Here is a 13,342-nt window from a genome sequence, read left to right as displayed (position 1 = left end):
CGTACTCACTCAATTGATCTCAAAAAATGGGAGTTATTTGCATGCGAGCGCTACATGTTGTTGTGGCTCTGACGGCTCTTTTGATTTCTTCCGTATCGTGTTTCGCCTGCGAGGCGGGCGATCAAAAAACCTCAAGTGACGGCCGGACCCTTATTTGCCAGTGTAGTAACGGCAGCTGCCGCTGGGCTGGTGGCTAGCCGACCCCTCATATGACTTGTGAAGTGCGGCGCGCTCCAATGCGCGCCGCTGTCTTGAAGGGAGTGGACGCCTACAGGTGCAGCCCCCGATTGACATCTGCCGTTTGCCGTGCCCGAACCTCCTATTTTCAAAGTTCTGGGGGCGGCGCTAGATGGCTCAGTTCAAGGCGCAATGCATCTTTGACAAACCAGCTAGGCGAACGGCCGAGCACATCTTCGGCCAATGGATGAGAGATCAATTCCCCTCAGCATTTCGAAACACTGAGCATCTAACATCGTTTACAGACTACAGCACTGGCGTACCGGTGCCGACGATGGCCAAGGGGCGCATGAACCGCAACGGCAGCCCACACGCTCAACAATTGAGGCTTGTCTGCGAGTCTTGCAACAATGAGTGGATGTCTCGGCTGCAAAATCAAGCCAAGGAGCCGTTGACTTCACTCATGCGGAACGACTGGTCGAAACTGGACGTGCCGTCGATCAAGTCAGTTGCTGCATGGGTGGCAATGGTGACTATGTGCCTTGAATTCGCTGACCTTAAGACCCAGGCGATCCCTCTCGCCGAACGGCAGTTTCTCATGTCGACAGGAACACCGCCGCCCGACTGGATCATTTGCCTAGGTCGTTGCCGGACCGATAATGCCCCCGGCACTATGTGGCATCGAGCAGCAATGCTAGAGACGGAAAAGACACAATCCCCACCACAGCAGTTCCAGCCGAACTACCAGACAACGACCATCTGTCTTGAAGCCGCTTTCGCGCATGTCCTCAGCGGTCCGGTTGCGCTTCTTCCCGATCCTAAAGCCTATGCAGAATCGCTCGGAGTTCGGGTGTTCTGGCCGCTCCCGCAAACCGCTCCGTCTGAACCACTTGTATTCACGCCAGAAGGAATTACCCGCGTCGCGATGCAATTCTGGCGAGACAATGGGTTGGTTACGGATCTTCTGCATGGAACGCGGAGCCCCTTCATTCCGAACAACACGTTGCCCGGGCAATTGCCGCAATCATTGATCTCGCTGCTGCTTCGAAAAAGCCGCTAGTCCCTCTGAACCGAAAGCGCTCACGGGCTATAGCTCCAAGCTCGTAATCAGCGCCTCAAGGGTTGCCGCGATGGGGTTCATCGCCGCCTGCGTGCGCCAGCCGATGGCTGTGACCCTTGGTGCTCACGTCAATATGCAGTCACAAATCGTCGGATAGCGTTGGTAAGCACCACTCCCTCACGGTTCGGCGCATTAGCGAGCGCCAGCGAAAGAAGCAAGACGCTTCCGACGAGAACATCTAAGAAGTCCAGCGCGAACATGAGGTCAGCACTCACTTCCATGCTTCTTCGGTTTCGCCTTTCAGTCGTCGGAGAAGCTTTGTCTCATAATAACGACCATCGCCGATCTTCACGCTAACCGTCCCGGCGAAATGATTACCATCGACCAAAAACGTTGACTTTGGATCGTCATATTGAAGAAGCCCAAGAGCAGTCAGCCGATCCATAGTGACTTCCAAATCATTCGCGGCTGCGCCCAAGTCGTCGGGAAGCAATTGCTTCGGATCGGAACGAAATAATTTCCGTAGTATTGGCCAGTCCTGCGGCTCCAATCTTCGGATCACGTCGATGAGCAACTTATCAGCGCTCGGGTTCTTTGGGTTAACACTGAACGCCAGATAGGCCGCCCAAACATCCTGTAGAGTTTCGTCGCTCTCGTCCCCGATCGCATCCATAATTGGCCCAGTCAGTCGACCAGGTAGAGGTCGCGTGTGCCCTACCAATCCCGCCAAATCTATCGCCTTCTGCGTCTTCTCGATCACGCGGAGACGGTTTCTTATACGGAAGCCCGCCATGCTGTCGGCAAAGGCATGTCCGACTTCACGGAAGCCTTCCCCGAATACTCCATCCAGCCACGACCCGACCTTGTCTATCGATTCAAGGGAACGATTTCCAAGCTTGGCCAGCTCCTCAGTAGCCTTATCTCCAACCATCCCACACCCTCCCCGATTGGAGAGGGCAGCATGTTCCCGTTCACAGTAAAAGTCTAGGATGAGGTTCGCTCCCGCTCGCCCTTGATAGGAGCCGACGAGCAGCGCTGAAGGGAAATGGATTTAGCACCTGCGAAGCGCTAGACTGAAACCTTCAGGACACCCTTTCTCGAGGCGAGAGTCTCAAATATGGCGATGAATATCGCGCTTGGACCAATACTTCTTGCAATATCGTTCTCTTGAACTCTCGTCGTACGATTAAAGCGATTGAGATCGACGACGATTCAATTGGGGTATCGCTCGTTGACGTCACCAAGGAATATCTAAACGAATGCGCAGAATTTCGAAAGCCGGTTAAGCATCTGAACGCCGTGCGGATCAATCCATCACGGCCCCGCCAACTTCTTGCGTTTTCCCCGGCCAGCGAAAAGACGCCTGGCAGGCCGATCGCATTTGTCAGATCCATGTAAGCCAACCAGACGTGCACTCATAAGGTCGGGAGGCGGCCGTTCGGTGCAGGCAGAACTCCGCGCTCGATCGAACATTCCCATTTCTGACCCGGAGCGGATCTCCGGTGCACCGACGCAAGATCAAATTCAGCAAATCGTTCCCGCTGAATAGTTCGCAGCCGTGACGTCGACAGTGACGCAAGCACTCAGGCTCATCAGCATTGAGCCGCTAGCCTTTTCCGCTCCGCCCCTCGAAATAGGTGCAAAGCAAGGTCATCTCTTTTTGGTCTATGGATTTCCGAAAGAGCCGACACTTGAAATGATGATCCTTCCCCTCTCCGCTTTCGACCAGAAACATACATTGACTGCAAACGCCAGGATGGTAGCGACGCTCGGCAACATCGAGTCCAATCAGAACACGGCGAAGCGTATCGCGCAGCTGAGACCGATCGGGGACCTCCAGTGCCACAATCTGATCTCGCAAGGCGTTTATCGGATCGCGCTCCAGCAACGTCTCGCCTTCGCCTGTAACGCAGAGCGCAATCGAGCGCTTGTCCTCTGCAGATGGCTTGCGGACCACCAGTCCTTTGTTCTGGAGCACGGCGACAATCTGCGATGCGGCGCTGCGGTTCGTACTCAGAAAGCTGGCGAGAGCAGTCGGCGTCCTCGAAAACCTGTTTGCACGAGCGAGAAAGCGTAAAGCCATCCATTCACGATCGCTTAGACCCGAACGATTACCTTCAAAGAGCCAACTGTCGGCCGATTGGACCAGGAGTTGCAAGATTTCAATTGCCATTCTCATTGACAAATCCCTACGGGAAACGGCCGCCTTGGCATCTCGATCAGAGATCGAGAACCGCCGTGTTCGGTGAAAGCTGAATTCCCGTCGGGACTGGTTGAGTCCAGTATTTAGTACCGTGAAGTCGGAACGGCGGTGAAGCATACCTGACGCCCGCCCCGACTTCGGCCCGATTGCCGGATTCCGATAGCCCTCCCGTTCGGCAAAGGGAACACCGCAAAACTACGCACCGCACTCACGTTGAGATTGTTGGCGTCAAATCGCACGCGCCCGAACAACATCGGGAATCTCTGCCGCGGTGACCGCTAAGCATCTCTCCCGGCGCGAGATTCCGGACGTCTCTCCCCCAGGAAGTTGACGAGGAAGCATCGCAAGGCCGGTCGCCGTCCTGTCAGGTTCGTGTAAGCCAACCAGGAGTGTCCACAACAAGCGGGGAGTGTTGACTGGTGGAATGCAAGAGGCACTGCCGCTTTCGTCTCCGAACCGGACATGCGCGGCGACGCTGAGCACCCAAGCTGGTAGAGCGCGGCGAAGCTGAGCGCACAGCCGGTCCGAACGACGATGTTGGTCGTGCGCTCGGTCCAGCCGGGAGAAATGATCGGCTACGCCTCGCTCTACCCCATCCCGCAGCACGCGGCTCAGGCTGATCTGCGCTCTCTTGCACCATTCGGGGGCGCGTCAGCCAGGAAAAAACGCTCCGCGGCGTATCCTTGCTTCCGTCAGCTTTGCGTAAGCCGATCGGGGCGCCTGCTCATGAGCGCGCGGAGCGGCTGTTGCGGGCGCAATCGGACATCCCGTGCTTCATCAAACGTTGCCGCTTCCGACCCAACCCGGACATGAGCCAAGCTTCGTAGCGCCGCTCGCTTGCCGGACTGAACTGAACGGATACTATCGATCTGATCGTTCCTTGGAGCAAAGGATGAAGCGTCGAGACTTCATGGTGGGGGCCGGTGCGGCTGCACTCTGGTCGGACCTCGCGCGATCGCAACAACCCGCAGCAATGCCGGTGGTAGGCGTTCTTGGCAGCGGGAGTGCGGAGGGCTGGGCGCGCTGCTGACTGCTGCGTTTCGCCGTGGTCTTGGCGCGATGGGCTACGTCGAGAGCCAGAACCTTGCCCTTGAATACCGCTGGGCGGAAGGTCAGTACGATCGTTTGCCCGCAATGGCTGCCGACCTGGTGCATCGCCAGCCATCCGCGATCGCCGCCTTCACGACCCCGGCGGCACTCGCCGCAAAGACAGCGACCGCATCGATTCCGATCGTATTCACGACGATCGGGAACCCGGTGCAGATTGGTCTGGTGCCGAGTCTCAGCCGGCCGTCCGGAAACGTCACCGGCGCGACCTCCTTGAACGTACGGGTCGGGCCGAAGCGCTTGGAGTTGATGCACGAACTCCTGCCGGCGGCCAAGGATATGGCTCTGTTGCTGAACCCGAACAATCCCACTACGGAAAACCAGTTGAAGGAGATGCAGGTCGCGGCGCACGCGCTCGGGCTTCAAGTCCAGGTCTTGCATGCGAGCACCGAGGACGATTTTGATGCGGTGTTCGCGCGCGCAAGCGAATTGCGCTCCGCAGGCTTGGTGATCGGCGGAGATATTCTCTTCACGGGGAATAGCGACAAGCTCGCCAAGATGGCGCTGCGGCATGCGCTCCCCGCCATCTTTCAGGGCGGCACCTTCGCCGCGGCCGGCGGCATCATGGATTATGGAGGCGACTTTGCCGAAGCGAACCGCCTTGCCGGCGTCTACACCGGCCGTATCCTGAAAGGCGAAAAACCTGCCGACCTGCCGGTGCAGCAGGCCACCAGAGTTCAGTTGGTTGTCAACGTGAATACGGCGAGTGCGCTTGGCATCACAGTCCCCGTCTCCCTTCTCGGACGCGCAGACGAAGTGATCGAGTAGCTCTACTTTTGCTGCGCCCATGACTCCGGTTTGGCGCGCCATCACGGTGCTCCTGAAACGCCGCTCTGAGTTCAGCGAGTTCGTCCTTTGTTGCTCCCAGTTCTGCGTCGACGCGATTTGCTGGCACGTCCAAATAAACGATCGGCTGATCGAACTGGCTCGCTGTGAGGTCATACCTCCGCCCTCCGATCCGATCGTAGAAATGATCGCCGGCCGGCAGAGGCGTCTTCAGCAAGTCGCCGCCGAAGAGCTCGTGAATGAGCAGTGCAGTCACGTTGCATTGCCCTGCCGCCGGATTGTTCGCGGTCAATTGGCGGACGGTCGACAGCGACCATGCCTTGCGCAGCGCGCTTTCAACTTCATCTGGATCGAAGCTCATCGTCATCCCAAGAATTGGCGCTGCGGCGCGAATTTCGGATTATACGATTATCACATTCTGCCCCTGTTTTGCCCGACGAGTCAAACTGCTTGGCCGGATCGTCGAAGGTACGGAAAGCAGTGCATTTCGCGCGCCTGTTCCCCGCTCCGCGGACGATTGCCGCTCCCGCCGAATTGGTCTGGCCTGTCAAACTGTTGCCAGCATCCCCAGCGTGTCCTGCGTTGACCCCTCGTCTACTGTGCATGGGGTTGTTTTCCATCTTTTTGTTGGCACCCCCGGCGCGCCGCGGCAAGAAGGCATCGCGGCAAAGAAAAGCCCGGCCTCCAGGGAAGGCCGGGCTTTCCGGTCTTGCGACTTTAGGCTTGCGATCAGCCGCGGGTGCGCGAGCGGATCATGAAGCTGTCGTAGGTGTATTCGGCGACCTGCCACCACAGATATTCGTCGGAGCGGTAGGCCTGCATGGCGTCGATCGACTTCTTGAAGTCGGGGTTCTTGGCCGAGATCTCGGCCCACAATTCGTTGGTCGCCTTGAAGCAGGCTTCCAGCACCTCGTTGGTGAAGGGACGAAGCTGGGTGCCGCCGGCGACCAGACGCTTCAGCGCCCCCGGGTTCTGCATGTCGTAGCGCGCGGCCATCCAGCTGTTGGCGTTGGCCATCGCGTTGGTCAGGATCGCCTGATAGTTCTTCGGCAGCTGGTTCCACTTTTCCAGATTGACGAAGGAATGCACCGTCGGGCCGCCCTCCCAGAAGCCGGGATAATAGTAGTACTTGGCGACCTTGGCGAAGCCGAGCTTCTCGTCATCATAGGGGCCGACCCACTCGGCCGCGTCGATGGTGCCCTTTTCCAGCGCCGGATAGATGTCGCCACCGCCGAGCTGCTGCGGCACCACGCCGACCTTCTGGAGCACCTGGCCGGCGATGCCGCCGATGCGCATCTTGAGGCCCGAGAGATCGGCGACCGTCTTGATCTCCTTGCGGAACCAGCCGCCCATCTGCGTGCCGGTGTTGCCGCAGGGGAACCCGATCACGTTCGACTTCTTGAAGAACTCGTTGGCGAGTTCGTTGCCGCCGCCCTGGTAGAGCCAGGAATTCTGCTGACGCGCATTGAGGCCGAACGGCACCGACGCGAAGATCGAGAAGGTCGGATCCTTGCCGACATAGTAGTAGGAGACGGTGTGGCACATCTCGACCGTGCCGTTCGAGGTTGCGTCGAGCGCCTGGAGGGCCGGGACGACTTCGCCCGCGGCGAACACCTGGATCTGGAATTTGTTGTCGGTCATCTCGGCGACGTACTTCGCCACCTGCTCGCCGCCGCCATAGATGGTGTCGAGCGACTTCGGGAAGCTCGACGTCAGGCGCCACTTCACCTCGGGCGAGGACTGCGCGATCGCCGGCGAGGCCACCGCGGTCGCCGCCGCGCCTGCTGCCGACACTTTCAAGAAATCACGACGCTTCATCTTCAGGTCTCTCCTTGCTGGGGCGTTTCCCCTAGACTTTCTCTTTGCCGCCGCTCATTCCGGCGGGCGCGTTCTAGGCCGCGTCGAACCGAAGGGGGCTTGACTGCCGGGGGCCTTTAACATGGAAGTCCCGCTTGCGGAACGCGACATTGGCATGACAGGGCTCGACGAAAGTCGCATGTCTGCCCATGCGCCCGGCTCAGGCCGCAGCAATGACGCCCTTGAGCTGATCGCGGACCTGCCCCGCAATGGCGCGATAGATCGCCGCATGAGGCCCGCCCGGCTCGCTGTCGACCACGGGGTTACCAGCATCCGAGGATGCGCGAATCGCCATGTGCAGGGGGATCTCGCCCAGGAACGGCACGCCGAGCTTCTCGGCCTCGTGCCGCGCCCCGCCATGGCCGAAGATGTCGGACTTCGTGCCGCAATGCGGGCATTGGAAATAGCTCATGTTCTCGACGATGCCGAGCACGGGCACGTTGACCTTCCTGAACATCGCAAGCCCGCGCCGCGCATCGATCAGGGACAGATCCTGCGGGGTCGAGATGATGACGGCGCCCTTCAGCGGCACGTTCTGCGCCAGCGTGAGCTGGGCATCGCCGGTGCCGGGCGGCATGTCGACGACCAGCACGTCGAGCTCGCCCCATTCGACGTCGCGCAGCATCTGCGTCACCGCCGACATCACCATCGGGCCGCGCCAGATCATCGCGGTCTCTTCCTCGACCAGGAAGCCGATCGACATGATGGCGAGGCCGTAGCGCCTGAGCGGAATCATCTTGCGCGCGTCGTTCAGTGCCGGCTTTTCGCGCAGGCCGGTCAAGCGCGGCACCGAGGGGCCGTAGATGTCGGCATCGAGCAGCCCGACCCTGAGGCCGAGGTCGCGCAGGCCCAGCGCCAGATTGAGCGCGGTGGTCGACTTGCCGACGCCGCCCTTGCCCGAGGCCACCGCGATCACGGCAGCGACGCCCGGAATCTCGGATTGCCGCGCCATCGGCGAGGCGCCGCCCTGCGGCGGCTTGTGAGCATGCACCGGCTGCACGCCCGGCGTGCCGCGGCTCGGAGTTGGCGGCGGGGGCGGCGCGGCGCCGGGCTTGCGCTCGGCGGTCAGCGCCACCATCGCGGTGGTGACCCCCGGAATGGCGCGCACGGCGGCTTCAGCCTCGGCACGGACCGATTCCCAAGCCCGGGCTTCGGCGGCATCGACGTTGATCGAGAAGAAAACCTTGCCGTCGGATGCGCTGATCGTGCTCAGCACATTGGCATTGGTAAGCGCGACCCCGCGCGGCGATTTGATCCGGCTAAGGCTGTCCAAAACCTGTTGCTGCGTCACGCTCAAAGCGCATCTCCTGAATTCAAGATCTGCCCCATTAGAGCGGAAACGCCCAAAAGGCTACTGCCTGCCGATATCGTCAGCCATCTCGGCAGGCGCGGCCCCCTGCTCCTTGGCCGCCTCGTAATTGAGCTCGATCATCACCCCGTTGGGGTCGTGGACGAAGATCTGCCAGAGCTCGCCGCCGGGCACCTGGCGCGATTCGAATTTCATGCCCTTGGCAGCGAGGCGCTGCTTCATGTCTTCAAAGCCGCGGCTGGCGAAGGCGACGTGATGAACAACGCCGGAATCCGGTTTTTGTGGCTCCGAGGTCGGAGAAATATCGACGAGGTGCACCACTGGCTTGCCCTCGCTATACATCCAGGCCCCCGGAAAGGCGAAATTCGGCCGCGCGCCGTTTTCCAGGCCCAGCACATCCTCGTAGAAGCGGACCGTCTCGGCCAGCTTGCGGGTCCGGATGTTGAAATGATCGAGGACGCCAACGCTCACGCCCATGCTTTCGCTCCCTTTTTTGAAGTCCTTGGTCGTCCCGTCATCCTAGCACAGGAGGCCGCCAAACGAAGCCGTTGCCCTCCCGGCGCAACGGTTTATGGTGCGCCTCCGATCCGCCTCGCCGCGGAACTTGAAGACCCCCGCTGGCGTCCCGCGCCCGGCAAGAACCGTAAACCCAAACTACCGACAAGGTACCACACATGGCTAAAGTCGCTTTCCTCGGTCTCGGCGTGATGGGCTTCCCCATGGCCGGACACCTCGTCAAAAAAGGGGGCCATGAGGTCACCGTCTACAACCGCACCGCGGCCAAAGCGAAGGAGTGGGCGGACAAGTTCGGCGGCAAGACGGCACCGACCCCGAAGGCCGCCGCCGAGGGGCAGGATTTCGTGATGTGCTGCGTTGGCAACGACAATGATTTGCGCGCGGTCACGATCGGCGCCGACGGCGCGTTTGCCGGCATGAAGAAGGGCGCGACCTTCGTCGACCACACCACGGCCTCCGCCGAGGTTGCCCGCGAGCTCGATGCGACCGCGACCAAGATCGGCTTCAAATTCATCGATGCCCCGGTCTCCGGCGGCCAGGCCGGCGCCGAGAACGGCGCGCTGACGGTGATGTGCGGCGGCGCGGCGGATGCCTATGCCGGCGCCGAGCCGGTGATCGCTGCCTATGCGCGGATGTGCAAATTGCTAGGGCCTGCGGGCTCCGGCCAACTGACGAAAATGGTCAACCAGATCTGCATCGCCGGGCTCGTCCAGGGCCTCTCCGAGGGCATCCACTTCGCCAAGAAGTCCGGTCTCGATGTCGCTTCGGTGATCGAGGTGATCTCCAAGGGTGCGGCACAGTCCTGGCAGATGGAGAACCGCTACAAGACCATGAACGAGGACAAGTACGATTTCGGTTTTGCGGTGGAATGGATGCGCAAGGATCTCTCGATCTGCATCGCAGAAGCCCGCCGCAACGGGGCCAACCTGCCGGTGACCGCGCTGGTCGACCAGTTCTATGCCGAGGTCGAGAAGATGGGCGGCAAGCGCTGGGACACGTCCAGCCTGCTCGCGCGCCTCGCACGCTGACACCTGAAGGATTGAAGCTGCCTTGCTGACCGCGATCGCCGCAATCTTCGTCCTGGCCTATGCGGCGATCGCGCTCGAGCATCCGCTCGGCGTCAACAAGAGCGCTTCGGCGCTGATCGGCGCTGGCCTGCTCTGGACCGTCTACGCGATTTTGACGGGCGACCACGCGCTGATCGGCCGTCAGCTCGACGAATCCGTCGCCTCCACCGCGCAGATTGTGTTCTTCCTGATCGGCGCGATGACCATCGTCGAGGTGATCGATGCCCATGACGGCTTCGAAGTCATCACCTCCCGCATCGGCACGACCAGCCAGGTCAAGCTGATATGGCTGGTCGGATTCGTGGCGTTCTTCTTGAGCGCGATCCTCGACAATTTGACGACCACCATCGTCATGATCTCGCTGACTCAGCGGCTGATCGCGCGGCGCGAGGACCGCCTGCTGTTCGCATCCCTCATCGTCATCGCCGCCAACGCCGGCGGCGCATGGACCGTGATCGGTGACGTCACCACGACCATGCTGTGGATCGGCGGGCAAATCACGCCGCTCAACATCATGGGCGCCGTGTTCCTGCCGTCGCTGCTCAACCTGCTGGTGCCGCTGGCATTCATCAGCTTTTCGCTCAGGGGCAAGACCATCGCGCCGCCGATGAAGGACGACGGATTGCGGAGGGTCGCTCCGTTCGAGCGGAACGTGATGTTCTATCTCGGGCTCGGCGTCCTGATCGCGGTGCCCGTCTTCAAGACGGTCACACACCTGCCGCCCTTCATGGGCGTGTTGCTCGGGCTCGGCCTCGTGTGGCTGGTGGGCGAGATCGTTCATCGCGACAAGGACGAGCACGTGCGCAGTCCCCTGTCGCTCGCCAACGCACTGACGCGGATCGACATGGGCTCGATTGTGTTCTTCCTCGGCATCCTGCTCGCGGTCGCCTGCCTCGAACATGCCGGCCTGCTGTCCATGCTGGCCAAATGGCTGGATACGACCATCGGCCGCCAGGACATCATCGTCGTCGTGCTCGGCCTTCTCAGCGCCGTCATCGATAACGTGCCCCTGGTCGCCGCGACCATGGGCATGTACGACCTCGCGCATTATCCGCCCGACAGCTTCCTCTGGGAGTTCATCGCCTATTGCGCGGGGACCGGCGGATCGATCCTGATCATCGGTTCCGCCGCTGGCGTTGCCGCCATGGGGCTCGAGCGAATCGAGTTCCTCTGGTACGCCCGCCGCATCGCAGTTCCGGCGCTCGCCGGATATCTGGCGGGGGCCGTGGTCTACGTGGCGCAGCAAGCACTGCTGCAGTGAGCGGCGTGGACCGGATGCAAATTAACGCCCGGTTAACGTAATTCTTTAGCTCCTTAAGTCACCTCTTAAGGATTTCTTGCCAGAGATAGACAATGCAGAAAGCCCGTCTCGCGCGGGCAGGAATTGTTGTTGTTCGATGAGTAAAGCCGCTGAAAAGCCCGAGGTTGTGCAGCTTCCGGCCGAGCCGGTGAGCGCGCCATCGGCGAGCAGTCGCCGGGCGGCGGCGCAGCGAGTGCGCGAGGCGCGCGACAAGTTAACGTCGACCAGCGGAACCCGGCCCGCCTTCGATGCCGAGTTGCTCCGTCAATATGCCCAGACAAGACTGTCGGCCTCCTATGTCGTGATGCTGCTGGTGGTGGCGACCGGCGTGCTGTTCGGGCTTTGGATGCAGCCGATCCCGGCCGCGGCCTGGACCGCAGGCATGCTCTGCATCCATGTCGCGATGACCCGCAGCTGCCGGCGCTTCCTGAGCGAGACGTCATCGCCCACGGCGACGCGCGTATGGCGGACGCGGTTCGTCGTGCTCGACCTGCTCTATGGTCTGTGCTGGATGGCGATCCTGATCCATCCCGTGCTCGACACGGTCACGGAAACGCTGATGATGTTCCTGATGCTGCTGGTGATCGCAGTATCGAGCATGCTGGCGGCCAATCTGCCGATCGCAGCCCTTGCCGCCACCGCGCCGGTCGCGGTTGCGATGGCGCTCAGCTTTGCGATGACCGGCTCGCTGGACAATTACATCCTGGCGGCGCTGGCGCTCTCGGCCGAAGGCTATTTCGTATTGCTGGCGCACCAGCTGCACTCTTCAACCTTCGCCACGCTGGAGGCGCGCGCCGAGAAGGACGCACTCATCGGCGAACTCGAACAGGCCAAGGCGATCTCGGACGAGGCACGTCACCGGGCCGAAGCCGCCAACGTCGCCAAGTCGCGCTTCCTGGCGCAGATGAGCCACGAGCTGCGCACGCCGCTGAACGCGATCCTCGGCTTCTCCGAGGTGATGAAGAGCGAGATTTTTGGTGCGCATGCGGTACCCGTCTACAAGGAGTACTCCGGCGACATCCATAATTCCGGCGTACATCTGCTCAACCTCATCAACGAGATCCTGGATTTGTCGCGGATCGAAGCCGGTCGCTACGAGCTGAACGAGGAAGCAGTGTCGCTTGTCGGCATCGTCGCCGACTGCCATCATCTGATGAAGCTGCGCGCCTCCAGCCGCGGCATCACCATCCACGAAGTGTTCGAGCAGGGCATGCCGCGCCTGTGGGCCGACGAGCGCGCAATCCGTCAGGTCGTGCTCAATCTGCTGTCCAACTCGATCAAGTTCACCCCGCAGGGCGGCGAGATCTGGCTCAAGGCCGGCTGGACCGCGTCGGGCGGGCAATATCTTTCCGTGAAGGATACCGGCTCCGGAATCCCCGAGGACGAGATCCACGTCGTGCTCGCCTCGTTCGGCCAGGGCTCCAACTCGATCAAATCGGCTGAACAGGGCGCGGGCCTCGGCCTGCCCATCGCAAAGAACCTGATCGACCTGCATGGCGGCACGTTCACGCTGAAATCGAAACTGCGGATCGGCACCGAGGTGATCGTCACCTTCCCGCCAGAACGCGTGATGAGCGCGCTGGCGCCGCTGTCGGAGGACGCGCCGCCGCTCCAGCCGGAGAGTTCCGCGATGCCCGACGAGAAGCGCCGGCCGCGCCACAAGCCAATCATGAGCGCAGGCACGGGCTCTTAAACAGATGCTTGCAGAAATGCCCGACGAACCCTCACTATGCCGACATGAGCAAAGACACGCCGTGCATCGCCGTCTGCATGATCGACCCCAAAACCAAGCTGTGCTTCGGCTGCGGCCGCACGCTGCCGGAGATCGCGCGCTGGCACGCCATGGACAGTGCGGAGCGGCTCGCAGTGATGGCGATGCTGCCGGCACGCATGTGGGCAGCCGGATTGCAGCCGATCGCGGGATTGTCGAAGCGCGCCTGACCTGCGTGCGCGCGCGTGG

The 13,342-nt window shown here is 61.2% G+C and carries 12 protein-coding genes; 6 read left to right on the top strand and 6 right to left on the bottom strand.

The window, feature by feature from the left end; genetic code table 11:
* The first annotated feature begins 349 nt into the window (after window positions 1-349).
* On the top strand, window positions 350-1,237 hold the full coding sequence (locus FXV83_RS12890; RefSeq protein ID WP_148739551.1) for a hypothetical protein: 888 nt from the start codon (window positions 350-352) through the stop codon (window positions 1,235-1,237).
* A 271-nt stretch (window positions 1,238-1,508) separates the two neighbouring features.
* Here the strand turns inward: FXV83_RS12890 and FXV83_RS12885 are convergent, their stop codons facing one another.
* A complete protein-coding gene (locus FXV83_RS12885) occupies window positions 1,509-2,168 on the bottom strand; it encodes an Abi-alpha family protein (protein WP_148739550.1) in 660 nt (219 codons plus the stop codon).
* 675 nt (window positions 2,169-2,843) lie between these two features.
* Window positions 2,844-3,416, bottom strand: coding sequence for a MarR family winged helix-turn-helix transcriptional regulator (locus FXV83_RS12880; RefSeq protein WP_148739549.1), 573 nt, complete (start codon window positions 3,414-3,416; stop codon window positions 2,844-2,846).
* A gap of 1,083 nt (window positions 3,417-4,499) precedes the next feature.
* Between FXV83_RS12880 and FXV83_RS12875 the strand changes: the two genes are divergently transcribed.
* Entirely contained in the window at window positions 4,500-5,315 is an 816-nt protein-coding gene (locus FXV83_RS12875) for an ABC transporter substrate-binding protein (RefSeq protein ID WP_235939512.1), read from the top strand.
* On the opposite strand, the gene FXV83_RS12870 is transcribed toward FXV83_RS12875, so the two are convergent.
* The 4 genes from FXV83_RS12870 to FXV83_RS12855 all read right to left on the bottom strand — a co-directional run bounded on the left by FXV83_RS12870 (window position 5,266) and on the right by FXV83_RS12855 (window position 8,976).
* A complete protein-coding gene (locus FXV83_RS12870; protein WP_235939509.1) occupies window positions 5,266-5,694 on the bottom strand; it encodes a YunG family protein in 429 nt (142 codons plus the stop codon). The genes FXV83_RS12875 and FXV83_RS12870 overlap by 50 nt on opposite strands.
* Window positions 5,695-6,062: 368 nt before the next feature.
* Complete coding sequence (locus FXV83_RS12865) at window positions 6,063-7,151, bottom strand: TRAP transporter substrate-binding protein (RefSeq protein WP_148739548.1); 1,089 nt, start codon at window positions 7,149-7,151, stop codon at window positions 6,063-6,065.
* 199 nt (window positions 7,152-7,350) lie between these two features.
* Complete coding sequence (locus tag FXV83_RS12860) at window positions 7,351-8,487, bottom strand: Mrp/NBP35 family ATP-binding protein (protein ID WP_148739547.1); 1,137 nt, start codon at window positions 8,485-8,487, stop codon at window positions 7,351-7,353.
* Between the two features lie 54 nt (window positions 8,488-8,541).
* Window positions 8,542-8,976 (bottom strand): VOC family protein, encoded by a 435-nt coding sequence (locus FXV83_RS12855; protein WP_148739546.1) that lies wholly within the window; start codon window positions 8,974-8,976, stop codon window positions 8,542-8,544.
* Window positions 8,977-9,173: 197 nt separating this feature from the next.
* Between FXV83_RS12855 and FXV83_RS12850 the strand changes: the two genes are divergently transcribed.
* The 4 genes from FXV83_RS12850 to FXV83_RS12835 all read left to right on the top strand — a co-directional run bounded on the left by FXV83_RS12850 (window position 9,174) and on the right by FXV83_RS12835 (window position 13,323).
* Entirely contained in the window at window positions 9,174-10,043 is an 870-nt protein-coding gene (locus FXV83_RS12850) for an NAD(P)-dependent oxidoreductase (protein WP_148739545.1), read from the top strand.
* A 22-nt stretch (window positions 10,044-10,065) separates the two neighbouring features.
* Window positions 10,066-11,343, top strand: coding sequence for a sodium:proton antiporter NhaD (nhaD, locus tag FXV83_RS12845; RefSeq protein WP_148739544.1), 1,278 nt, complete (start codon window positions 10,066-10,068; stop codon window positions 11,341-11,343).
* A gap of 136 nt (window positions 11,344-11,479) precedes the next feature.
* A complete protein-coding gene (locus FXV83_RS12840) occupies window positions 11,480-13,075 on the top strand; it encodes a sensor histidine kinase (RefSeq protein WP_148739543.1) in 1,596 nt (531 codons plus the stop codon).
* Window positions 13,076-13,119: 44 nt separating this feature from the next.
* Window positions 13,120-13,323 (top strand): DUF1289 domain-containing protein, encoded by a 204-nt coding sequence (locus tag FXV83_RS12835; protein WP_148739542.1) that lies wholly within the window; start codon window positions 13,120-13,122, stop codon window positions 13,321-13,323.
* Window positions 13,324-13,342 lie beyond the last annotated feature (19 nt).

Origin of the sequence: Bradyrhizobium hipponense (assembly GCF_008123965.1) — a bacterium.
Lineage (GTDB): Bacteria > Pseudomonadota > Alphaproteobacteria > Rhizobiales > Xanthobacteraceae > Bradyrhizobium > Bradyrhizobium hipponense.
The sequence above is the reverse complement of the archived record's forward strand: the minus strand, read 5'-3'. Positions and strand labels throughout refer to the sequence as shown.